Source organism: Prevotella communis (genome assembly GCF_022024175.1).
Taxonomy (GTDB): Bacteria; Bacteroidota; Bacteroidia; order Bacteroidales; family Bacteroidaceae; genus Prevotella; species Prevotella communis.
Genome location: NZ_CP091794.1, coordinates 1,856,791 through 1,881,473, shown reverse-complemented (window position 1 = coordinate 1,881,473; position 24,683 = coordinate 1,856,791). Strand labels below are relative to the sequence as shown.

At 48.2% G+C, this 24,683-nt stretch carries 21 protein-coding genes; 3 read left to right on the top strand and 18 right to left on the bottom strand.

What is annotated here, in order from left to right:
- The first annotated feature begins 9 nt into the window (after positions 1-9).
- Complete coding sequence (ettA, locus tag L6466_RS07765) at positions 10-1,707, top strand: energy-dependent translational throttle protein EttA (RefSeq protein ID WP_091819238.1); 1,698 nt, start codon at positions 10-12, stop codon at positions 1,705-1,707.
- 88 nt (positions 1,708-1,795) lie between these two features.
- On the opposite strand, the gene L6466_RS07760 is transcribed toward ettA, so the two are convergent.
- The 8 genes from L6466_RS07760 to dnaB form a co-directional block, all read right to left on the bottom strand.
- Positions 1,796-2,944 (bottom strand): AIR synthase-related protein, encoded by a 1,149-nt coding sequence (locus tag L6466_RS07760; RefSeq protein ID WP_091819249.1) that lies wholly within the window; start codon positions 2,942-2,944, stop codon positions 1,796-1,798.
- A 62-nt stretch (positions 2,945-3,006) separates the two neighbouring features.
- Positions 3,007-3,582, bottom strand: a complete 576-nt coding sequence (locus L6466_RS07755) for a LemA family protein (protein ID WP_091851794.1) — start codon at positions 3,580-3,582, stop codon at positions 3,007-3,009.
- Positions 3,583-3,623: 41 nt separating this feature from the next.
- Positions 3,624-4,889 carry a TPM domain-containing protein gene (locus L6466_RS07750; protein WP_091819240.1) on the bottom strand — a complete coding sequence of 422 codons (1,266 nt, stop codon included), beginning with the start codon at positions 4,887-4,889 and terminating at the stop codon, positions 3,624-3,626.
- A gap of 11 nt (positions 4,890-4,900) precedes the next feature.
- A complete protein-coding gene (locus L6466_RS07745; RefSeq protein ID WP_091819241.1) occupies positions 4,901-5,650 on the bottom strand; it encodes a shikimate dehydrogenase family protein in 750 nt (249 codons plus the stop codon).
- 12 nt (positions 5,651-5,662) lie between these two features.
- Entirely contained in the window at positions 5,663-6,394 is a 732-nt protein-coding gene (gene ubiE / locus L6466_RS07740) for a bifunctional demethylmenaquinone methyltransferase/2-methoxy-6-polyprenyl-1,4-benzoquinol methylase UbiE (RefSeq protein ID WP_091851790.1), read from the bottom strand.
- Positions 6,394-7,341 carry a phosphoribosylaminoimidazolesuccinocarboxamide synthase gene (locus tag L6466_RS07735; RefSeq protein ID WP_091819243.1) on the bottom strand — a complete coding sequence of 316 codons (948 nt, stop codon included), beginning with the start codon at positions 7,339-7,341 and terminating at the stop codon, positions 6,394-6,396. The genes ubiE and L6466_RS07735 overlap by 1 nt, the downstream gene beginning before the upstream one ends.
- On the bottom strand, positions 7,319-8,290 hold the full coding sequence (locus L6466_RS07730; protein ID WP_091819244.1) for a PhoH family protein: 972 nt from the start codon (positions 8,288-8,290) through the stop codon (positions 7,319-7,321). Before L6466_RS07730 ends, L6466_RS07735 begins: the two co-directional genes overlap by 23 nt.
- A gap of 91 nt (positions 8,291-8,381) precedes the next feature.
- Positions 8,382-9,938: a replicative DNA helicase gene (gene dnaB, locus L6466_RS07725; protein WP_091819245.1), complete on the bottom strand. Its 1,557-nt coding sequence runs from the start codon at positions 9,936-9,938 to the stop codon at positions 8,382-8,384.
- A 178-nt stretch (positions 9,939-10,116) separates the two neighbouring features.
- Here dnaB and L6466_RS07720 point away from each other — a divergent pair, with 178 nt between their 5' ends.
- Together L6466_RS07720 and L6466_RS07715 are read left to right on the top strand one after the other, a co-directional pair.
- Complete coding sequence (locus L6466_RS07720; RefSeq protein WP_237803280.1) at positions 10,117-13,119, top strand: TonB-dependent receptor; 3,003 nt, start codon at positions 10,117-10,119, stop codon at positions 13,117-13,119.
- Between the two features lie 278 nt (positions 13,120-13,397).
- The gene (locus L6466_RS07715) at positions 13,398-14,432 is read left to right on the top strand and encodes a pectate lyase family protein (RefSeq protein ID WP_176756911.1); all 1,035 of its coding nucleotides are present in this window, start codon (positions 13,398-13,400) and stop codon (positions 14,430-14,432) included.
- 87 nt (positions 14,433-14,519) lie between these two features.
- On the opposite strand, the gene L6466_RS07710 is transcribed toward L6466_RS07715, so the two are convergent.
- Genes L6466_RS07710 through L6466_RS07665 form a run of 10 tightly spaced genes read right to left on the bottom strand, consistent with a single transcriptional unit; the run spans position 14,520 to position 24,626 of the window.
- A complete protein-coding gene (locus L6466_RS07710) occupies positions 14,520-15,962 on the bottom strand; it encodes an NADH-quinone oxidoreductase subunit N (RefSeq protein ID WP_091818596.1) in 1,443 nt (480 codons plus the stop codon).
- 13 nt (positions 15,963-15,975) lie between these two features.
- Complete coding sequence (locus L6466_RS07705) at positions 15,976-17,484, bottom strand: complex I subunit 4 family protein (RefSeq protein ID WP_091818595.1); 1,509 nt, start codon at positions 17,482-17,484, stop codon at positions 15,976-15,978.
- Positions 17,485-17,524: 40 nt separating this feature from the next.
- Positions 17,525-19,516, bottom strand: coding sequence for an NADH-quinone oxidoreductase subunit L (gene nuoL / locus L6466_RS07700; RefSeq protein WP_237803283.1), 1,992 nt, complete (start codon positions 19,514-19,516; stop codon positions 17,525-17,527).
- Positions 19,517-19,525: 9 nt separating this feature from the next.
- Complete coding sequence (gene nuoK / locus L6466_RS07695) at positions 19,526-19,834, bottom strand: NADH-quinone oxidoreductase subunit NuoK (RefSeq protein WP_091818593.1); 309 nt, start codon at positions 19,832-19,834, stop codon at positions 19,526-19,528.
- 3 nt (positions 19,835-19,837) lie between these two features.
- Entirely contained in the window at positions 19,838-20,347 is a 510-nt protein-coding gene (locus tag L6466_RS07690) for an NADH-quinone oxidoreductase subunit J family protein (protein WP_091818592.1), read from the bottom strand.
- 8 nt (positions 20,348-20,355) lie between these two features.
- Positions 20,356-20,901 carry a NuoI/complex I 23 kDa subunit family protein gene (locus tag L6466_RS07685; protein WP_091818591.1) on the bottom strand — a complete coding sequence of 182 codons (546 nt, stop codon included), beginning with the start codon at positions 20,899-20,901 and terminating at the stop codon, positions 20,356-20,358.
- 11 nt (positions 20,902-20,912) lie between these two features.
- Entirely contained in the window at positions 20,913-22,001 is a 1,089-nt protein-coding gene (nuoH, locus tag L6466_RS07680; RefSeq protein WP_237803554.1) for an NADH-quinone oxidoreductase subunit NuoH, read from the bottom strand.
- A gap of 17 nt (positions 22,002-22,018) precedes the next feature.
- Positions 22,019-23,584 carry an NADH-quinone oxidoreductase subunit D-related protein gene (locus L6466_RS07675; protein WP_091818590.1) on the bottom strand — a complete coding sequence of 522 codons (1,566 nt, stop codon included), beginning with the start codon at positions 23,582-23,584 and terminating at the stop codon, positions 22,019-22,021.
- A complete protein-coding gene (locus L6466_RS07670; RefSeq protein ID WP_091818589.1) occupies positions 23,581-24,285 on the bottom strand; it encodes an NADH-quinone oxidoreductase subunit B in 705 nt (234 codons plus the stop codon). The genes L6466_RS07675 and L6466_RS07670 overlap by 4 nt, the downstream gene beginning before the upstream one ends.
- On the bottom strand, positions 24,276-24,626 hold the full coding sequence (locus tag L6466_RS07665; protein WP_091818588.1) for an NADH-quinone oxidoreductase subunit A: 351 nt from the start codon (positions 24,624-24,626) through the stop codon (positions 24,276-24,278). Before L6466_RS07665 ends, L6466_RS07670 begins: the two co-directional genes overlap by 10 nt.
- Between the last annotated feature and the right edge of the window lie 57 nt (positions 24,627-24,683).

The following is a 24,683-nucleotide window of genomic DNA, read 5'->3' as shown; positions in this document are numbered from 1 at the left end:
CTTAGAAATATGGCTACAGTTGACGACAAGAAAGTGATTTTCTCAATGGTTGGCGTAAGCAAGACCATTCAGCAAAATCAGAAACAAGTTCTTAAGAATATTTACCTCAGTTTCTTCTATGGTGCCAAGATTGGTATCATCGGTCTGAACGGTGCAGGTAAGTCCACATTGATGAAAATCATTGCCGGACTGGACCAACAATATCAAGGCGACGTGGTATGGAGCCCCGGCTATAGCGTGGGCTACCTTCCACAGGAGCCACCTCTTAATGAAGAGAAGACCGTCAAGGAGAACGTGATGGAAGGCGTTCAGCATGTGTATGATGCATTGGCTGAATATGATGAGATTAATGTAAAGTTTGGTTTGCCGGAATACTATGAGGATCCTGATAAGATGGAGAAACTGATGAACCGTCAGGCTGAACTGCAGGACATCATTGATGCTACCGATGCATGGAACATGGACTCTAAACTGGACCGAGCCATGGCGGCACTTAACTGTCCTCCGGGCGATTGGAGCGTGAAGAATCTCTCTGGTGGTGAGCGCCGTCGTGTGGCGCTCTGCCGATTACTCCTTCAGAAACCTGATGTGCTGCTCCTCGATGAGCCTACCAACCATCTGGATGCTGAGAGTATTGACTGGTTGGAGCAACATCTGCAGCAGTATGAGGGTACGGTGATTGCCGTGACGCACGACCGTTACTTCCTGGACGATGTGGCTGAGTGGATTCTGGAATTGGATCGTGGTGAGGGTATTCCCTGGAAAGGTAACTACTCTTCATGGCTGGAACAGAAAAGTCAGCGTCTGGCGCTGGAAGAGAAGGCCGCCTCAAAGCGTCGCAAGACGTTGGAGCGCGAGCTGGAGTGGGTGCGTATGGCACCGAAGGCACGTCAGGCAAAGGGAAAGGCTCGTCTGAACTCATACGACAAGATGTTGAATGAGGAACAGAAACAGAAGGAGGAGAAGTTGGAGATCTATATCCCCAACGGACCACGTCTGGGTAATAAGGTTATTGAGGCTGTCCATGTGGCGAAGGCTTATGGTGACAAGACGCTGTTCAGCGACCTTAACTTCAGTCTGCCACCTAATGGCATCGTTGGTGTTATCGGACCTAATGGTGCCGGTAAGACTACTTTGTTCCGTCTTATCATGGGCTTGGAACAGGCTGATGCTGGCACTTTTGAGGTTGGTGAGACTGTGAAACTGTCATACGTTGACCAGCAGCATAAGGATATCGACCCGGAGAAGAGTGTTTATCAGGTTGTGAGCCAAGGTAACGAAACAATACGCATGGGCGGACGCGACATTAATGTTCGAGCTTATCTGAGTCGTTTCAATTTTAGCGGTGCTGATCAGGAGAAGAAATGCGGGGTGCTCTCTGGTGGTGAGCGTAACCGTCTTCACCTGGCTATCGCTTTGAAGCAGGAGGGCAACGTCTTGCTTCTCGATGAGCCAACCAATGATATTGACGTGAACACGCTGCGTGCGCTGGAGGAAGGTCTTGAAGCCTTTGCCGGTTGTGCTGTCATCATCAGTCACGACCGTTGGTTCCTGGATCGTATCTGTACGCATATCCTTGCTTACGAGGGCGATGGTAATGTCTTCTATTTTGAGGGTAACTACAGCGAATACGAGACGAATAAGGCTCAGCGCTTAGGACTGGAAGAGCCCAAACGTGTGCGCTATCGTAAGCTGATGGATGAATGATATCTTGAATAAGATGATAAGAAAAGCCCTGACTAATTCAACTAAGTCAGGGCTTTTAATTTATTGGTATTCTAAGGTTCCAAACCTATTAATATTCAAAGGTTCCGAACTCACTCTTAATCGTTAATGAGCGCTGTCCTTCTTCGATATGACCGATTACCTGTGCGTCGATATTGAATGACTTCGATATCTCGATAACTTTTTCTGCCATCTCAGGACGTACGTAGATTTCCATACGATGACCCATATTGAAGACCTGATACATCTCCTTCCAATCGGTGCCAGAACATTCGTGGATAGCACGGAAGAGGGGAGGAACGGGGAACATATTGTCCTTGATGACACGACAGTTGTCATTGACAAAATGCAGAACCTTGGTCTGAGCACCACCAGTACAGTGTACCATACCGTGGATCTCTGGACGAATCTCATCCAGCAGACGCTTGATGACGGGTGCGTAGGTGCGGGTGGGAGAGAGAACCAGCTGACCAGCATCAACGGGAGAGCCTTCTACAGCATCAGTAAGTTTATACTTGCCGCTATATACCAAATCATTAGGAACAGCGTGGTCGAAACTCTCGGGATATTTCTCTGCCAGATATTTTGAGAATACATCATGGCGGGCTGAAGTCAGACCGTTACTGCCCATACCGCCATTGTAGCGTTTCTCGTATGTGGCCTGTCCAGTAGAAGAGAGACCAACGATAACATCGCCAGGACGGATATTGGCATTGTTGATGACATCGCTGCGCTTCATGCGACAGGTAACGGTGGAGTCAACGATAATGGTGCGAACAAGGTCGCCAACATCGGCTGTCTCACCACCAGTAGGATAGATACCGATACCCATCTCACGGAGTTCGCTGAGCAACTCATCTGTACCATTGATGATAGCCGAGATGACCTCACCGGGTACCAGCATCTTGTTACGTCCGATGGTTGAAGATACCAGGATATTGTCCACAGCACCTACACAGAGCAGGTCGTCGGTATTCATCACGATGGCATCCTGCGCAATGCCTTTCCATACAGAGAGGTCGCCCGTCTCTTTCCAATACATGTAGGCCAACGACGACTTGGTTCCTGCACCGTCGGCATGCATGATGTTACAATACTCAGGGTCACCCCCCAGGATATCAGGGATAATCTTACAGAAAGCCTGTGGATAGAGTCCCTTGTCAATGTTCTTGATGGCTGCGTGGACATCTTCCTTTGCGGCACTGACGCCACGCTGCATATAGCGGTTATTACTCATAATTCCTTATTGGTACAATTTCTTTTGAAGCGTACTTTGCTTGCTTAAAATTCAACTTTAGGAGCGTTCTCAGAACCTGCGGCAGCCTCGAACTTATCCATCTTCTCAAAACCAAAGATGCCAGCCAACAGGTTGCTGGGGAACTTGCGAATGGCGACATTATACGTTTGAACGGCCTTGTTGAAGTTGTTGCGCTCCACGTTGATACGGTTCTCTGTGCCCTCCAGTTGTACCTGCAGTTCACGGAAATTCTCGTTGGCCTTCAGGTCAGGATAAGCCTCACCGATAGCAATGAGTCGTCCCAGAGCACTTGATAACTCGCCCTGAGCCTGCTGATATTCCTTGATATTCTCGGCATTCAGCGTGATGCTGGTAGCCTTTGAACGGGCGTTGACAACGCCTTCCAGAGTCTCTTTTTCATGAGAGGCATAGCCCTTTACTGTCTGAACCAGATTAGGAATCAGATCGGCACGACGCTGATAGGCCGACTGTACGTTGGCCAATGCTGTTGTAGCTTCTTCCTCTACGCTAACCATTCCGTTGTAGGTACTCTTCACCCATCCAAAGAGAGCAATGGCGATCACTGCTACAACGATTAAAACAACATAACTTTTTTTCATAACTTCTATTTGTTTTTTATGATTAATATCTTCTTGACTGATTACCAGCTGGATGTGGCACCACCGCCACCACTGCTACCGCCGCTGAAGCCACCTCCGAAACTGCCTCCTCCAAAGCCACCTCCAAAGCCGCTACTGCGACCGCCGCCAGTACCGATAATAACGGGGCCGGTATAATGGCTCTTCTCAACAAACGGGTTGGGGCGTAACATACCAAGGGCGTAAGCCATCAGGTTCCATCCTAAGCGGCTGGCCATCGCGTAATACATGATACCCCATCCGATTAGAATAACGAGATAGAGGAATGGCAACAGGGGGACATCCTCGTCATCACTGCTTGTACTACTCTTTGGCGTGAGTTCCGCCATCTCTGGCAGTTCCTTGCCTTGCAGAGTGTTATAGATGGCATCAACCATATAGATGAGTCCGCTATCGGGTAATTCTGCTTTCATACTGGGTATGAGGTAGTGCTCCTGCAGTCGGAAACATTCTACGTCGGTCAGTTCGGCTTCCAGGGCTCTACCGGTCTGAGTGCGGAACTTATGATCATCGTAGGCTAGTACCATTACCAGTCCGTAGTCTTTCTTTCCTACTTTGTAAATATCAAAGATTTTTTGAGCAAAGCCTTCAATATCAGCACCTTCCACATGACTGACAACTGCAACGACAGATTCAATGCCCAGCGAGTCGTCCAACTGCTTGAGTTTGGCATCGAGGCGGCTGACCGTTTCCTGACTGATGATGCTGTCCGGATTAGAAACGTAACGTCTTCCGTCCTTCAGATGAGGCATCGGAATATCCTCTGCCCGCCAGTAATGCTCTGTCGTGTTGGAGTAAGATAAATAGTCTTCATCTTCTCCGATTTCATCTAAAGCGTGTGTGCATGCACCCAAAGAAACGATAGCGCCAATGACAATAAGTCCTTTCCAATAGATAGTCCACTTGCGGTTGTTTTTACCCTGAGCGTTCCACTCGTGTATTATCTGACGGACCTCATTGGTATATTGTTTCTTTTCGTGCGTATATCTGCTTTGGTATTCTCTTCTAAGGGAAGTCGTGTTCTGACCCGTCAGTTTCTGAAAGATATTCTGCTTCGTTCTGAGTGCCTTCTTGTCTTCCTTATAGGATTGTTCCAAAGACTTTATCTGAATATTGTATTTCTGTGCACAGGCTTTCAGTTTATTCTTCTTATTCCTGATTAATGCCTGTCGTTCATTGTTGCTTGAACGCTCAGCATATAGTCCTCCGGCAATCAAGCTACCGAAGATAATGACGTAGAGGCTAAAAATCGTCCAGGCTGTTTCCATCTTCCTATCAGTTATTTCTCTTTACCATTCCAGAACTCCCAAGAGGCAAAAGCCTGCAAAAGAAGCATTTCCAATCCGTTTTTAACGCTAGCGCCTCGTTCTGCACCTTTTTTCATAAATAAGGTCTCGTCGGGATTATAGATAAGATCATAGAGGATGTTCTTTTCATCCATTGATTCATAGGGCAGTTTCGGACATTCTTCAGTCTTGGGGAACATGCCTACTGGTGTACAGTTAACTATGACATTATATTCTTTGATGACCTCTGGTGTGATATCTTCGTAGCAGATGGTGTCCGGACGTTGATAGCGGCTGACATAGACAGTCTCTAACCCCAGTGACTGTAATCCATACGAGATGGCTTTTGAGGCACCACCGGTACCCAATACCAACGCTTTCTTGTGGTAGGACTCCAGCATGGGCTCAATGCTCTGTGTAAATCCGATAACGTCAGAGTTAAAACCTTTCAGCTTGATGTCATTACCTTCATGTGTCACCCTTATCACGTTGACGGCACCGATAGCACGAGCTTCTGGACTGATCTGGTCCAAATACTCCATCACTTTCTGTTTGTAGGGAATCGTAACATTTAGTCCTTTGAGCTCAGGATTCTGGTCAAGCACTTCTGCAAGCGCTTCGATGGTTGGAATCTCAAAGTTCATGTACTTGGCATTGATTCCCTCGTCAGCAAACTTTTGGTTAAAGTAATTGATTGAGAAAGAATGCCCCAATGGAAAACCTATAAGTCCATACTTGTCCATAATGTCGGTTTATTATTTAGTTGCGAAATACATCGTACATATTCCGAAAGTAAGGCGTTTGAATGTAGCCTCCTTAAAGCCTGCCTGACACAGAATCTGTTGCATTCTTTCGCCCTGGGGGAATGCTTCAATTGTCTTTGTCAGATATGAATAGGCGCTGGTGTCTTTTGAGATAAGGCGTCCGTAGACAGGTAACACCGTGTGAGAATAGATATGGAAGAGTTGTTTCATAGGGAACGACACGGGAGTGGTCAGTTCTACGATGCTGAGATGTCCGCCAGGTTTTAATACGCGACACATCTCACTGAGTCCCTTGTCCAGATCAGCAAAATTGCGAATACCAAAAGCGGCTGTGACAGCATCAAAAGTATTGTCTTCATAGCTCAAATGCAGACAATCCTCCTTTGCAAATGAGATAGTGTCCTGCAAACCAAGAATATTCACTTTTTTCCTGCCAATCTCCATCATACCCTCGCTGATGTCGGCACCTATCAGTTTCCTGGGATGCAACATCTGAGCCGATAAAATGGCAAAGTCCCCTGTACCCGTAGCTATGTCGAGCATAGTCTGGGGTGCAAAGGGAGCTAACTGCTTGATGGCCTTTTTGCGCCATCCCTTGTCTATATCCCAAGAAAGCCGGTGATTGAGCGCATCGTAGGTGGGAGCGATGTTATCAAACATCTGCTCCACCTGCTGTGCCTTCTCACCCTCGTGGTAGGGTTTTATCTCTTCCTGTTTATACATTATCTTGTTTTCAGCCATTCGCTGACGTTACGCTCAATACGTGCGGCGATATCTCCTTCCTCAGCAGCCTTGTCGAACTTGGTGCCGGTGATGTGCTCATAGAGTTCAATGTAACGCTCTGATACGCTCTCTGCATACTCGTCAGTAATCTCAGGCATAGTTTGTCCAGGCTCGTTCATGAAGTTGTGCTCAATAAGCCACTGGCGAACAAACTCCTTAGAGAGCTGTTTCTGTGGCTCGCCCTTGGCGAGTTTCTCCTCATAACCATCAGCATAGAAGTAGCGTGATGAATCTGGTGTATGAATCTCGTCAATGAGGTATACCTTTCCGTCGCGCTTTCCAAACTCATACTTGGTATCAACAAGAATCAGACCGCGTTTAGCTGCAATCTCCTGTCCACGAGCGAAAATCTTACGTGTATAGTCCTCCATGATTGCATAATCTTCTGCAGAAACGATACCCTGTGCGATAATCTCTTCCTTGGAGATATTCATGTCGTGACCTTCGTCAGCTTTCGTTGTAGGTGTGATAATTGGTTCTGGGAAACGCTCGTTCTCGCGCATGCCATCGGGCAGTTTAACACCACACAACTCACGACATCCGTTCTTGTATTCGCGCCATGCAGAACCTGTAAGGATTGAACGGATAATCATTTCAACACGAAAGCCCTCGCATTTCAGTCCCACGGTAACCATAGGATCGGGGGTAGCCAGTTTCCAGTTGGGACAGATGTCTGTAGTTGCATCCAGGAACTGTGCTGCAATTTGGTTCAATACCTGTCCCTTGAAGGGGATTCCCTTGGGTAGCACCACATCGAATGCTGAGATACGGTCTGTGGCAACCATCACCATCAGATCGTCATTGATGTTGTACACGTCACGGACTTTACCGTGGTAAACACTCTTCTGTCCTTCGAAGTTGAAGTCAGTCTTTGTTAATGCTTTCATTGTTGTTTTTATATTCTTTATCGAAATTCTCGTATGCGTTGACGATGCGTGTCACCAGTTTATGGCGTACAATGTCCTTGCCGTTCAGGTTGACAACGCCGATGCCCTCTACATTATTCAAAATGTGCAGGGCTTCTATGAGTCCGCTTTTCTGTGAGTGGGGAAGGTCAATTTGAGTCATGTCGCCCGTAATAATCATCTTGGTGTTCCATCCCATGCGCGTCAGGAACATCCGAATCTGGGCGGGGGTTGTGTTTTGTGCTTCATCGAGAATCACCACAGCATCACTCAGCGTGCGTCCACGCATGAATGCCAGCGGTGCAATCTGTATGACATGCTTCTCCATCATGTCCTGAAGCTTTACCTGTGGTATCATATCCTCGAGCGCATCGTAGAGCGGTTGCAGATAGGGGTCAATCTTGTCCTTCATATCGCCAGGCAGGAATCCCAGTTTTTCACCAGCTTCTACGGCAGGTCTGCTCAAGATAATCTTTTTTGCTGTCTTTTCCTTTAGCGCCTTGACAGCCAAAGCTATGGACAGATAAGTCTTACCTGTTCCGGCAGGACCTACGGCAAACACCATGTCATTATTCTGATAGGCATCTACAAGTCGCTGCTGATTCTCGCTCCGGGCCTTGATGGGACGTCCGGCAATAGAATATACTATCACCCCTTCAGGCACATCATCGCGCGTGCGCTTACCTTTTATTATATCAAGGATGTCTTCTTCGCTGATAGAATTGAATTTTACGATATGTTGGCGCATCTTCTCCGTGCTTTCCTCGAAAGCAGCCATCTGTTCTTCGTCGCCCATAATACGTATCACATTATCACGAGCCACGATGCGAAGTTTCGGATATAATGCGCGCAACATCTGCAGGTGCGCATTTCCAACCCCATAAAACATTACTGGGTCTACATCTTCTATGACTATATGCTTCTCTATCAAAACGCTAATCTGAATATGTATTTACTGAAATCGAGTGCAAAGATACAACAATTTTTTGTAACCTTAAAGTAAATGACTGCACTTTTTATTTCTAAAATGGCATTGGCTCGTTGGATGGTGGTGGGATTGGCATTCCTCCGCCAAAGGAGTCAAAATCGTTGGGTAGGGGAGCGCCATTGTCGTCACCATTAACCTTTGAACTTAGAATCTCGCCACCTGACTGTGGACTCATAGGACCTAACCGGCCGTCCTCAGGATTCTCGAATCGGGTATATTCACCGCGGAAAGTCAGAAGTACATCACCTGTAGCACCTTTACGGTGTTTGGCAATGATAATCTCAGCCATACCGTGCAGGTCGCGTCCCTTATCATCCTGGAAAATATGGTAGTATTCAGGACGGTGTACGAAAAGTACCATATCGGCATCCTGCTCAATAGCACCTGACTCACGCAAGTCGCTCAACTGTGGTCGTTTACCTTCAAGACCTTCACGGCTCTCTACACCACGGTTCAACTGTGACAGTGCCAGGATGGGGATGTCCAGCTCCTTTGCCAGACCTTTCAGAGAACGACTGATCGTTGACACCTCTTCCTGACGACTGGAGAAACGCATACCGTTGGCATTCATCAGCTGCAGGTAGTCAATCATGATAATCTTTACGCCGTGTTCACGTACCAGACGCCGGGCTTTTGTACGTAACTCAAAAACCGACAGACCGGGTGTGTCATCAACATAGATAGGTGCACCCAGCAGATTATTGATTCGCTTATCGAGTCGGTCCCACTCGTCGGGCTGCAACTGTCCGTTCAGAATCTTTTTACCTGATACTTCGCAGACATTAGACAGCAGTCGGTTCACCAGCTGCTGGTTCGACATTTCCAATGAGAAGAAAGCTAGAGGAACCTGGTAGTCAGCTGCGATATTCTTAGCCATAGACAGTGCAAAAGCTGTCTTACCCATGGCAGGTCGTCCGGCAATAATCACCAAGTCTGAAGGTTGCCATCCGCTGGTTTTGTCATCCAGGCCATGATAACCTGTTGGAATACCCGTAAGACCATCCTTGTTCTTGGCAGCATCCTGAATCACCTTGACAGCCTGCGCAATAACAGGGTCAATCTGCGTGTAGTCTTTCTTCATGTTTTTCTGCGACAACTCGAAGAGAGAACCCTCAGCATGCTGCATCAAGTCATCAACATTGACCGTCTCGTCGAATGCCTTCGTCTCAATGTCGCTGGCAAATTGTATTAACTGTCTGGCAAGTGATTTTTGGGCAATGATTCGTGCATGATACTCCACATGGGCCGAAGAAGCAACACGTGAAGATATCTCGGCAATATAGGCAGGTCCGCCGACTTCCTCCAGTTGTCCGGTGTGTGCCAGCTGATCGGCTACGGTGAGTACGTCGACTGGCTGTTCATTCATTGACAAATGCTGGATGGCCTCGTAGATAATCCTATTGCGTGGTTCGTAGAAACTCTCAGGTTTCAGTATCTCACATACTACGGAATAGGCGTCCTTGTCTACAAGAAGGGCACCTAATACGGCACGCTCTACATCAAGAGCTTGCGGTTGCAAATGAGCGTATGTATTGTCTACAGGTTGTTGTTGACGACTTTGTCTGCGTCGTGGCGTATTTTGTTCTGCCATATCTATTGATAAATTTGGAGTGCAAAGATACGAATTTTTTGTAAAGTGAGATAATTCGGATACGTTAAAGAATATAAAGATTTTATGGTGTAAGAAAAATATATAAGTGTAGATTAAACTTTTATAACAGACCTACGTCATATCATCAGTTGGAAAAATAATTAAAAACAAAAATATAATGAAGCGATTCTTACTTTTGATGGCCGTCGTTCTTTCGGCCCTATCAATGCAAGCACAGCGAACAATTACAGGTAAAGTGGTTGATGAAGCCAACGAGGCAGTCATTCAAGCCACTGTATCGCTGTTGAAAACAGACAGTACTTCTGTGACACATGCCGTGACCAACATGAATGGTCAGTACACGCTGACAGCTCCTGCTGACGGCAAGTACCTGGTCCGTGTAACGTATGTAGGTTACAAGACACAGGTTAGTAGTGTAACGATGGCAGGCAAGCCTGTAAATCTTGGCACAACATCTATGAAGGTAGATGCCGTCATGCTGAAAGGTGCAACTGTAGTCAAGAACCAGGCTCGTGTTTACTCAAAGGGCGATACCGTTATTTATAACGCGGGCGCATACAAGACTCCCGAGGGTTCTGTTGTTGAGGAACTCGTGAAGCGTCTGCCTGGAGCTCAGGTGTCAGATGATGGTACTATCACCATCAATGGTAAACAGGTGAAGAAAATCAAGGTTGACGGTAAGGAGTTCATGACAGGCGACACCCAGACTGCCATGAAGAATCTGCCTACCAGTATCGTAGAGCGTATCAAGACCTACGATGAGAAGAGCGACCTGAGCCGTATCACAGGTATCGATGATGGTAACGAGACTACCGTGCTTGACTTTGGCCTGAAAGCTGGTATGAATCGTGGTATGTTTGCCAATGTCGATGCCGGTGTGGGTACAAAGGATCGCTATACAGGTCGTGCCTTCGGTGCTGTGATGCGTGAAAACACCCGTGTGATGTCAATGCTCAATGCTAACAATGTCAATGACATGGGCTTCGGTGGCGGTGGCTTCGGTGGCCGTTTCGGTGGTGGTGGCCGTAGCGGCTTGCAGTCATCAAAGATGGCTATGGTGAACCTGAACTATGAGAAGACAGACCTTCTGCTGCTCGACGGATCTGTAACATGGAACCATCGTGACGGCGATACATGGTCGCATTCTTCTTCAGAGAACTTTATGAATCCTTCAGCAGCTTTTTCAGAGTCGGAGAATAGAAGTTTCTCTCGCTCAAATAGCTGGAGTGCTCAGGGTCGTGTGGAGTGGACGCCTGATACCGCATGGAATATCAGTCTGCGTCCTACATGGAGCTACAACACTAACGATGGACAGTCGCGTTCTATCTCAGGTACATTCAAAGATGACCCCTATGGCTTTGATATTGAGACTAGAAATATCTATGACATGATCAACAACTTGTTGCCTGACTCTATCAAGGTAAACACCCGATCTAATGGCGGTATGAACTATAGTGACTCTAAGCGATTGGGTGGTACTTTGCAGATTAACCGAAAGTTGAGTAACACAGGTCGTAACATCACCCTGCGTGCTACAGCTAACTATAGCGATGGAAACTCACAACAGTTCTCTCAGAGTCTTATTAAATATTTCTATACTGCATTAACGGGCGACTCTACTACTCGATATAATGTGACTCCTCAGAAGAATTATAACTATGGCATTCAGGTTACTTATAGTGAGCCTCTTACACGCCGTACGTTCTTGCAGTTCAGCTATCAGTTCGACTATAGCTATACCAAGAGTGAGCGTAATACGTACGATTTCTGGAAAAATGATCCTAATCATATTTACAACCCTGCACGCATATACGGGATGACGGATCTTTATCCTGAGTATCGTGATTGGAATTCTATTTTTAATAACTTAGGTGGTCATAGTTACACAGAATTTCGTGACGATTCTTTGAGTCGTGAATCTAACTATCGTAATTATACACATACAGCTGAGGTGATGTTGCGTATCATCCAGCCTAAGTACGACTTCAATTTTGGTGTGCAGATTGTGCCTCAGATGTCGAAATATCATCAAAACTTTCAGGGAGAATTGAAAGATGTCAGTCGTACTGTGGTCAACTGGAGTCCAACAGCTAATTTCCGCTATCGTGTTGGCGAGCGTGGTCAGTTGCGCTTCGAGTATCGTGGTTCAAGCAGTCAGCCCTCAATGGAAAACTTGATTGATATTGTCGATAATACAGACCCACTGAATATTCGTACAGGTAATCCTGGTTTGAAGCCTTCATTCACCCAGCGTTTCAACCTCCGCTTCAACAACTTCATTGAGAGTCACTCTCAATTTATCAATGCCAACATGAACTTCTCAACCACCAGCAACAGCATTGCACAACGTACAGAGTATATTCCTAAGACTGGTGGTACCAAGTCACAACCTGTGAATATCAACGGACAGTGGAGTGCAGGTGGTAGCGTGATGTACAATGTCGCACTCGACACACTGGGTTATTTCAACGTTAATACTGAGACAGGCGTGAACTATAACAATAATGTGGGTTACTTCTATGATGGAACCAACTTTACTACAACGAAATCTACCACCAAGGCTACAACCCTGCGTGAACGTCTGGGCTTCAGCTATCGTAATGACTGGTTAGAGGTAGAGCTTAACGGTAGTGTGAACTACAACCACAACTCTAATGCCCTGCAGGCTAATTCCAACCTGAACACCTGGAGCTTCAACTATGGTTTCAATACTACCATCAATGCTCCTTGGGGTACACAGTTCACTACCAACGTAGGCATGGCCAGCCGTCGTGGTTTCAGCGATGCATCTGCTAATACCGACGAGCTCATCTGGAATGCCCAGATTGCGCAGAGTTTCCTTCAGGGTAAGCCCCTCTCTGTACGCCTCGAGTTCTATGACATCCTGCATCAGCAGTCAAACTTCTCTCGTATGGTCAGCGCCTTCTCACGCAACGATACCGAGTATAACGCAATCACCAGTTACGTGATGCTTCGTGTCAACTATCGCTTGAACCTTTTCGGCACAAAGGCTTCTCGTCAGCAGATGCGCAACGGCATGGGCGGTATGGGTCCCGGAATGGGTGGCTTCGGTGGCGGTCGCGGTGGTAACCGTGGTGGCAATCGTGGAGGCGGCTTCGGCGGCGGACGCGGCGGATTTGGTGGACCAATGATGTTCTGATTTCATCCACTTATATTATAATATACTACAAGAAAGGGCTCTCGATGGTAATTACCTCGAGGGCTCTGTTTTTATATGGATTGCCAATCTCTCAATAGATTAACTTCAGTGCTATACATAATCATGGTTTTAAAATTTTTTCAATATTTCTTTTCTTTATCCAATTTTATTTGTATCTTTGCCGTCGTGAAAATAATTAATAATTTAATCTAATGCGTATGTTTTTAAATTACAATCATCAACACTACAATCTAATGTTTGCAAGCGTTATGCTTGTTATGTCTTGTTTTATCACTGCTTGTTCTGATGACGATAGTCCGTCAGAGAACAAGATTATCTCTTCAACCTACGACAGTCTGAAACCTATAGGCTTCGGTGAGAACACTACTGGTGGTAACAACCAAAAAGTTATAGTGGTAACAACTGCTTCACAACTGCAATCAGCCGTGAGTGGTACCAACCAGGCAACCGTATATGTGCAGGGTAATATCAGTCTCGACTCAATGCTTTTAGTTGGTTCCAATAAGTCAATTATAGGTCTTCAGGGTGCCACCATCAGTAACCTGAACCGTAGCGAAAAAGCTGGAATATTCCTTTTGAAAGGCAGTAGGAATGTCATTATACGCAATCTGACTCTGAAAGGACCTGGTGCCTATGATATTGATGCTAACTATAGTGATAACATCTGCTTGGTAGGTGCCAAGAACGTGTGGGTGGATCACTGTGATATACAGGATGGCATTGATGGTAATTTCGACATAGTGGAAGGTTCTGATAGTATCTGCGTCAGTTGGACACGTTTCCATTATCTTATTGAACCGATGGCTGGAGGCAGCGGTGGAAGTGATGATCATCGCAATTGTAACCTGATAGGTAATAGTAATAATACAGCTGATATCGATGAAGGTCATCTCAACTGTACGTTTATTTGTTGCTGGTGGGGCGAGGGATGTTCTGAACGTTGTCCGCGCGTTCGTTTTGGTAAGGTACATGTGGTAAACTGTTTATACGACGGTGATAATTATAAATACTGTATAGGTTATGGTGTCTATTCTAATATCTATGTAGAGAAATGCGCTTTCGTCTCTGAGAAAGCAAAGCAGAATGCCCTGAAAGATTATCGTAACAGCAAGGATTTTAATATCAAGGTTGTGGACTGCCTTGGTATAGATGACGTAGAACTGTCTCAGGGTAATTATAAGCAGTTTATACCTACCTATGATTATAAGACCTTCGATGCAGAGAAAGTAGAATCTATCCTGAAAAAGGATGACTATGGCGCTGGTGCCACTCTCAAAATATCACGCCCATAATTTTTGTTTTGAAAATATAGAAAAGAAAACTGGAGATATGCTCATCACGCATACCTCCAGTTTTAATATTTATCGATATGATAGAATTTACATAGCTACTGCAGCCTTGTCAATCCATTCGTAGATGCAAGAACAGATACCGAAGAGCAGGATACCCACGGTGCAAATGGCAAGGCTCCAGTTGATTGCGGCGCCATTCTTGAAGGTGGGCAGCGGATTCTCTTCCTTAGTAATATACATGGCCTTCACGATGAGCAGGTAGTAGTAAAGTGATACTACGGTATTCAGAAGTGCGATGAACACCACAAAGTAGGGCCAGAAAGGTGCACTCTCATGCCCACCAACTGCTGCCATGAACACAAAGAACTTAGAGAACATACCTGCGAAAGGAGGAATGCCTGCCAGTGAGAAGAGTGCCAGCGTCATCAGCAGAGCCAACTTGGGGTTGGTCTGATAGAGTCCGTTGTACGCATTCATCTGAGTCTTGCCGCCGTTGTTCTCCTCTACGGTGCTGATAACGGTGAAGACAGCCATGTTAGCTGCTACATATACCAGCACATAGAATGTCAGGGCGGTGAGACTGGCGGCGCTGTTACCTACTACTGCCAGCATGATATATCCAGCCTGTGAGATAGAAGAGAAGGCCATGAAGCGCTTTAGCTCATTCTGACGGATAGCCATCAGGTTGCCCACGGTGATGGTGAGCATGATGACAATCCAGAGCAGGGGCTGCCAGTATTCAACGAGGCGTCCGAATACATGCATCAGAATGATAGCCAGCGTCAGCGTGGCGGCACCCTTGGATACAACACTCAGGTAACCAGTTACTGGGGTAGGAGCACCCTCGTAGGTGTCGGCCGTCCAGAAATGGAAGGGAACCAGGGAGATCTTGAAGCCCAGTCCGCTGAAGAAGAACACCATACCCATAATGGTAAGCGGTGTGAGCTGGATCTGAGCGGCCATGTCATCGAAATACAAAGTACCTACTGCGCCATAGAGGAATGAGATACCATAAAGCATCACGCCGCTTGAGAAGGTGGCGGTGAGGATGTACTTGGCAGCAGCCTCGGCCGACTTTTGCTTGTAGCGATCGAAGGCCACAAGGCAGGCCATGGGTACAGAAGCCATCTCAAGACCAAGGAAGAACATGAGGAAATGTCCGGCAGACATCATCATGTACATACCCAGCAGGGTAGAGATAACCAGCAGGTAGAACTCGCCAGAAATCTTTGTGGCGTGATTGTTCAACCATGACTGTGACATCACCACCACAATGAACGTACCCAGTGTGAGCACGGTCTTCATCACATTAACGATGGCAGATGATACATACAGGCCACCGAAGGCTGTTGCAGGCTCGGCCAAGAAGCAGGGCACCAGCTGACAGAGCAGCAGAGCGCCTGTGAGTATGCTCAGCACATAGGTCTTGCGGGGACTCTTGCTCAATGCGAAGTCTGCACAGAAAACTATAATCAAGGCCAACATCAGAGTTGCCTCGGGAATCATATTCAAAAATTGACTGTAATCCATTTCTTTTCCTCCTTTACATGACTCCAATTGAACTTAAGATATTTCCTACTGAGGGCGAGATCATATCGCTGAAGAAGAAGGGAGCGCATCCCAGACCAGCCACACAGAAAATGAGGCAGCATACAGCAACGCGCTCGTCCCATGAAGCATCGGTGAGTTCTAAGAAGTGCTTGTTCTCAACTTCGCCATAAAGAATCTTACCAACCACACGCAGGATGTAAACTGCGGTCACCACAATAGATGTACATGCGATGATGGTAGCTACCATGCGGAATGATGATGAAGGATCACCTGCAAGCTCGTGTGCTCCAAATGAACCAACGAAGATGGTCATTTCAGCAATAAATCCAGAGAAGCCGGGAAGACCCAGGTTAGCCAGACCGGCGATGACATAACCCACAGCCAAGAAAGGCATAATCTTCATCAAACCAGCCAACTCGCGGATATCACGAGTGTGAGTACGACCATAGATCATACCAATGAGAGCAAAGAAGAGGGCTGTCATCAAACCGTGAGACAACATCTGCAGGATAGCACCGGTGCAGGCTGTCTGCTGCATCATCAGCAGGGCGAAGAGCACCAGGCCACAGTGAGATACTGAAGAATAAGCATTGATATACTTCAGGTCGGTCTGTACACAAGCGCTCAGGGCACCGTAAACCACAGAGATAGTAGTCAGGATCAGGAAGATCCAAGACAGGTTCTGTGCAGCGTCGGGCAGCAGGTACATGGCCAGACGGAAACAGCCGTAACCTCCGAGCTTCATCAGCACACCAGCGTGGAGCATTGATACTGCTGTAGGCGCAGATGCGTGACCATCAGGAGACCATGTGTGGAAGGGGAACAGAGCACCCAGCACACCGAAACCGATGAAGATGAAGGGGAAGAAAGCGTTCTGAACCTCCTCAGGGATGTTGTGCATAGCAGCAATCTCGTTGACGTTCATTGTGGTATGACCACTGAAGTAGTAGATACCCAGTACGCCGAGAATCAACAGTGCAGAACCACCCATCAGCATCAGGGTGAGCTTCATGGCTGAGTACTCCTTGCGACCAGAACCCCATACACCAATCAGCAGGTACATAGGAATCAGGGCCACCTCATAGAACATGAACATGGTAAACATGTCGGTGCAGATGAAGAATCCATATACACCTGTAGAAAGGAGGGTGAACCAAAGGAAATACTCCTTGGTCATGGGCTTCAGCTGCCATGAGGCGAAGGTACCAGTGAACACGATGATGCTTGACAAGAGCAGCATCACCACAGAGATACCGTCAACACCAACGCTGTAGGCAATATTCAAGGGCTTGAACCAAGGCGTAGAAGCCACGAGCAGCATCTCTGCATCGTTACCTGCATTACGCTCGGTTACGAAATAATAGCAAAGCCATATAGACAGGGCCAGCAGCATTGAAGAGCCAGCCACCATCACACCACGCACCTGATTGAGGTTGCGGGCAATCCACAATCCCAGAAGCATCAGGGCGGGAATCAGTACGAATAGACTTAATATATTCATTTTCGTTATTACGTTATTTCGTTATTACGATATTACGACTTTACAATGCGAGCAATACGAGCGTTAATGCTACAGTACCTGTGAGGAACCATACGGCATACTTGCGCACGTCGCCACTCTGCCAAGCACGCAGACTCTCACCTCCTTCGTTAGCACCCCATGCCAGGAAGTTGAACGTGCCGTCAACAACGTGGCGGTCGAACCAGGCAATAGGTGTAGAAACGCAACGGAAGATGATGCGGTGGGTGACAAACTGCCAGATCTCGTCCTGATAGAAACGCTTGTAGGCAGCACGATGCAGCTTGGGGAACGTCTTATACAGACGGTCGGCAATAGGCTGACTCTCACCTTTGTATATATAAGTAGCCAGACAGATACTCAGGATAGCGATGACCGTTGAGGTAGCAGCAATCTGAGTGTCGAAGTGAATCGTATAGTCAGTACCAGCCGCAGATACGAAAGAACCGAAGCTGCCGCCCCAGCCCAGGAAGCCTGCGAGGGTAGAGTAAACACCCACACCAACGGTGATGACGCAGAGTACAATCAGAGGCAAGGTCATGGTGAGAGGAGCCTCGTGTGGCGTGTGATGCTCGTGAGCCTCCTTGTTCTCTGTACCCCAGAAGATACCGTAGTACAGACGGAACATATAGAAAGCCGTCATTGCAGCGATACCAGTCATGATCCAGCCAACCACAGGACTGTAGGCCATGCAGGCGGTGATAATCTCATCCTTTGAGCTGAAGCCCGAGAAGAAGGGGATACCAGCGATAGCCAGACAGCTGATGAGGAAGGTGATGTGCGTGATAGGCATATACTTGCGCAGACCACCCATCAGCGCCATCTCGTTAGAGTGAACGGCGTGGATGATACAACCGGCACCCAGGAACAGGCAAGCCTTGAACATAGCGTGGGTAAACAGGTGGAACATACCAGCCATATAACCCAGCTGAGCGTGGTTGTCGAGCAGCGCACCATGATGACCAGGCAGGCAAACACCCAGAGCCACCATCATAAATGCAATCTGTGAGATGGTTGAGAAGGCGAGCACACGCTTGATGTCGCTCTGGGCGCAAGCCACGGCAGCAGCATAGAAAGCGGTGATGACACCCACCCATACCACGATTGACATAGCCTGAGGAGCATACTCAATCCAGAGGGGGAACATACGTGCAATCTGGAATACACCGGCTACGACCATCGTAGCAGCGTGAATCAGGGCGGATACAGGTGTAGGACCCTCCATGGCATCGGGCAGCCAGATGTGCAGAGGGAACATAGCACTCTTACCGGCACCACCGATGAACATCAGAACGAGTGCGGTAGGCAGGATGAAACCACCTGCAGCAACGGCCTTGGCCATATTGCCCTCGATGAATGGGGTAGTGCCCTGGCCCATCACGATGTCGCCAGCAAACGAGAAGCTGAACGAGTCGGTGAAGTAGCCGAAGGTCAGGATACCAATCAGGAAGAACATATCAGCAAAACGGGTTACGATGAAGGCCTTCTTAGATGCTGCGATAGCGGGCTTCAAAGGATAGTAGAAACCGATGAGCAGGTAAGAAGAAACACCCACAAGCTCCCAGAACATGTACATCTGGAAGATGTTGGTAGCCAGTACAAGACCCAGCATTGACATGGTGAAGAGGCTCAGGAAAGCGTAGTAGCGCTGGAAACCTTTCTCACCGTGCATATAGCCGAATGAGTAGATGTGAACCATCAACGAAACCGTTGAGATGACCACAAGCATCATCACAGAGATAGGATCCAGGAGGATACCCATGTCGAAGTGAAGATTACCCAGTGGCAACCAGGTGAAGTTGAAGGGCACGATAGTCTGATACACACCCTCAGCAGTACGGTCGGCAGTGAAATAAGTGATAGCCGTCCAGTAAGAGAGGATTGTAACCAGTGACAGCGAACAAGTACCGATAAGTCCGGCAGTCTTGTGCTGCATCTTCATGCCAGCCAGTCCCAACACGATGAAGGACAGCAGCGGCAGAAGCAGAATCAAATAAGATAATTCGTAGATCATAGCGTCGTTTTATCCTTTCATGTTAGAAATAGCGTCCACGCTGTCACTCTTGAAGTTGCGGAACACATTAATAATAATCGCGATAGCCACAGCACTCTCGGCTGCACTCACACCGATTGAGAAGAGAGTCATGAAGAAGCCCTCGAGCTCACCGGGGAACAGCAGACGGTTGAACGCTGCGAAGTTGATATCAACGGCATTCAGCACCAGCTCGATAGAGATGAGCATGGCGATGAGGTTGCGACGGGTGACGAAACCATAGACGCCGATGAAGAACAGCAGTGCACTCAGCACAAAATAACATTCTACAGGTACCATAGCTTAATCCTCCTTTTTACGTGATACAACCAAACCGCCGATGATACATGCCAGCAGGAATACTGAGATAAACTCGAACGGCAACACATACTGATACTTGTCGCTACCCAGCAGGGCGGTACCAATCTGGTCCATAGGCAACTCGTCGGTCGTAGCGGCGCTGATAAAGCTGTTCTTCAGGAAAACAACAACTACCGTTGCCAGGCCTACCACAGAGAGAAGCAAGCCCTGAAGCATGCGTGAGCACTTGATATGCTCTACTATACCCTGCAGTGTCTGCTTGCTAACCAACTGGATGACAAACACGTAGATCATCGTTACGCCACCAGCGTATACAGCAATCTGAGCAGCACCCAGGTAGGTGTAATCGAGCAGGAAGTAAAGACCTGCTACGCCAAAGAGCACGAACAACATATATGTTGCAGCTCTCATGATTCGCTTTGTTGTCACGCACAACAGGGCAGAACCCAGGATGACAACAGCGAGAATAGAAAATACTACTATACTAGCCATAGTGCGGTTTACTTCTTTTTAGTGTTAAACTTACCGACCTGCCAGTCAGCGCCGCCCTCCAGGATGTTGGGCAGTGAACCGCCCTGATAAACCTCCTTGTCGAGGTGGAGCACCAGAGAGTCACGACTGAACGTGGCATTCTCGAAGTCGTTGGTAAACTCAATAGCGTCGAAGTTGCAGGCGTTAGTACAGAGCTGGCAGAACATGCAGTCGCCCAGGTCGTACTGATAATCGTCGAGCACCTTTTTCTTCTTACCCGTCTCAGGATCCTCCTGCATGTGGGCAGTAATCTTGATAGTGCCGTTAGGACAAGCCTTCTCACACAGCGTGCAGGCTGTGCACTTATAGGCGCCGTCTTCGTTGCGCTTGAAGACCAGACGTCCGCGATGACGCTTTGACACGTGGAGTGTGGTCTTACGGTTCTCAGGGTACTGCTCAGTACACTTGTTGGTCCAGTAGTCCTTGAAGTACTCACCGATGGTGACCTTCATACCGGTGGCCAACGTCTTGATGCCGTGCCCTATTTCTCCGAAATATGATTTATTATCTTCCATTTTGCTATACCTTATTTAATATAAAGTCCGAAAGCCACGATGACCGTCATCAGCACCAGGTTGATGAGTGCCAGCGGCATGAGGTACTTCCACTCCAACTTCAGGATCTGGTCGATACGCAGACGTGGGAAGGTCCACTTGATCCACATGAGCAACCATACCAGCAGGAAGGCCTTACCCATGAACCACACAATACCGGGGATATACTGCATCACCTCGTCGAACGCCTCGACACCAATCTGGATAGGTGCCCATCCGCCCAGGAATACGGTGGCAGCAAGACCTGCAATGATAAAGAGGTTCAGGAACTCGGCCAGGTAGAAGAAGCCGAAGCCCATACCAGAATACTCAGTGTGGTGACCAGCTGTCAGCTCACTCTCAGCCTCGGCCATGTCGAACGGGCCGCGGTTGGCCTCTGCATTACCTGCTACGAGGAATACGAGGAAAGCGATGATAGCGGGCACATGACCCTGTACGATGAGCCATCCCCAAGGTCCGGCCTGAGCCTCCACGATACCGCTCACCTGCATCGTACCAGTCAGGATGACAGCCGTAATCAGGCAGAGGCAGAGAGACATCTCGTAAGAAATCATCTGTACGGCAGCACGCATGGCTGACACCACAGAGTACTTGTTGTTAGAGCCCCAACCTGCGAGGAAGATACCCACCACGCCAATAGAAGAGATGGCGGTAAGCAGGAAAACACCTACGTTGAAGTCGAGGATTTGGGCACCACGGTTCCAGGGCAGGAAGGCAAAAGCGCCTACAGAGCCGATGATAACCAGGAAGGGAGCTACGATGTAGAGCAGCTTGTCGGCCTTGTCAACGAAGAAGATCTCCTTGATGAGCATCTTCAGCACGTCGGCCAGCACCTGCATCAAGCCCCAGGGTCCTACGCGAACCGGGCCGATACGGCACTGGAAGTAGGCGCAGACCTTACGCTCCATGAAAATCAGTATCATAGCGATTACAGAGTAGGCGCCCAGGATTGCAGAACCCACGAGAACGCACTCAATCAGAATCGCAAAGAACTCGCTCAGTCCCAGTGTCTGCAGGAGCAGCTCATGAAACCAAGTGGTCACTTGTGAAAAATCAAATATATGTTCCATAGTTTGTTTTATCTGTCGATGTCAGGTATAACAATATCGATAGCAGCGCCAGTAGTCACCAGGTCGGCAATCTTCTGTCCGCGCAGCATCGGATCGAGTGCACCAACGAGCGAGAGACCCATAGGACGCATCTTCATGCGGTAAGGACTCTTGTCGCCCTTAGAATCGAGGTATACGCCAAACTCACCTGCAGCACCCTCTACAGAGAAGTACCACTGTCCCTCGGGCACCTTGATGATAGGCTTCTGCTTCACGTAGAAGTCGCCCTCAGGAATATTGTCGATGAGCTGCTCGATGATGTTCAGGCTCTGGTACATCTCGTTGATATGCACGAGGTAACGACCCATAGAGTCGCAGCTGTCAAGAGTGATCTGTTCGAAGTTCACCTTGTCATACATATCATAAGGATGGTTCTTACGCACGTCGTTCTTCCAGCCAGAAGCACGGCCGGCAGGACCCGTCACACCATAGTTGATACAGTCGTCGAGTGACATAGGACCAACGTTCTCCAGACGGTTGTGAGCGATGATATTGTCACCAAACACATCCATATACTCCTTAATCATCGGACGCAGGTACTTGCACAGCTCCTTCACATTCTTCACGAAGTTGGGATCGATATCGTCCTGCAGGCCACCGATGCGGTAGTAGTTCTGGATCAGGCGTCCGCCAGTTGTCTCCTCCATCACGTTCAGCACATGCTCACGGTCGCGCATACCGTAAAGGAAGGCGGTGAGAGCACCCAGGTCCTGAGCGCAGCAAGAAGTAAACAGCAAGTGACTGTCCAGACGCTGCAGCTCGTCCATGATGGTACGGATATAGTGGATACGGTCGGTCAGTTCCACCTCCATAGCCTCCTCGATAACGCCCACCAGCGCATGACGCTGCTGCATGGCGCAGAGATAGTTCAGACGGTCGGTCAGCGCCAGTGTCTGAGGATAAGTCATTGACTCCCACATCTTCTCGATACCACGGTGGATATAACCCAGATGGGGATAGATGCGCTTCACGGTCTCACCGTTCAGTACGGTCTGCAGACGGAGCACACCGTGAGTAGAGGGGTGCTGAGGACCGATGTTGATGACGTAGTCGTCGGAAGTGAAGAGCTTGTTCTCCTTCTTCTGCAGACGGCCGTCGCGGTCGAGAGAATACTCCAGGCCATAGTCGGGCTCGTTATCATCCTCCAGCGTATACTCGTCGGTAGCCTTGAAGTCCTTGCGCAGGGGATAACCCTTGAAGTCGTTGCGCAGGAACAGGCGACGCATGTCGGGGTGTCCCAGGAACTTAATGCCGAGGAAGTCGAAGCACTCACGCTCCAGCAGGTCGGCACCCTTCCAGATGTTCACCACGGTAGGAATGACACTCTCGCCATCCACCACCTTTGCCAGCATCTTCACGCTGACGCGCTCGTGGTTCTCCGTGTTCTCAAGGATATATACACAGCCAAGACCTTCTTCTTCGCCGAAGTCCTCGCCAACGATGGTCACCAGGAAGTCGAAGTGCTTCTTGTCTTTCAAGTTCTGCATCTCCTGTGCGAACTTGTCAAAATCAAATACAAGATGATTCAGTTTCATTTCGCTTCCTCCTGTTCTTTTTTAAGTGATTCAGTAAACTCGGCAGGTACCTCAGTCACCACGATGGGCTTCTTGCCACCGCGTCCGTAGGTCAGTTCCTCGTTAGAGACGCCCAGGGCAGCCTCTTCCTTGGTCTGCTTATGGTTGGCACCACCAAAGAATTTCTCAATCTTCACCTTACGCTGCAGCTGCATCATACCGTAGAGGATGGCCTCCGGACGGGGAGGACAGCCAGGAATGAATACGTCCACGGGAACGATTTCCTCGATACCCTTTACTACGTGATAGCTCTGCTTGAAGGGACCGCCACTGATGGCGCAGCCACCAACGGCAACCACATACTTAGGCTCTGCCATCTCGTCGTACAGACGCTTCAGTGCAGGAGCCATCTTGTGTGTGATAGTACCAGCACACATAATCAGGTCGGCCTGACGTGGTGAGTTACGTGTAACCTCGAAGCCAAAGCGTGAGAAGTCATAGCGTGAACAACCGCAAGCCATGAATTCAATACCGCAGCATGAAGTGGCGAAAGTGAGTGACCACAGTGAGTTAGAACGTCCCCAGTTAATCAGGGAATCCAAGTTACCGGTTACGACGTTGACACCGCCCTCATGGAGCTCGTCAACGATTTTCTCCAACGACTCGTTATCCTTGAACTCGTCGTATGGCAGAGACTTGATTGATGGTTTTCTTACTTCCATTCCAGTGCTCCTTTCCGCCAAGCATAAGCCAAGCCAAATACTAATACTACCAGGAAGAACCCGATTGACAGCAGAGCCATCGGTCCGAAGTCCTTCACAACCACAGCCCACGGATACAGAAACACGGTTTCTACATCGAACATGAGAAAGAGGATGGCAAACAAATAATAACCTACGTTAATGGGAATCCAACTGGATCCGTGCGTTGGGATACCGCACTCAAACGGCTCTCCCTTAATCTTGTTATAAGAACGCGGACCCAATAGTTTTGCCATCACATAGGCAGCTGCCACCAGTGTAATAGCCGTCACGAGGACGGTAATTAACATTGTGAAATTCATAAACTATTTAATGTTATAACAATATTGTTCTTAATAGCGGCTGCAAAGGTACAAAAA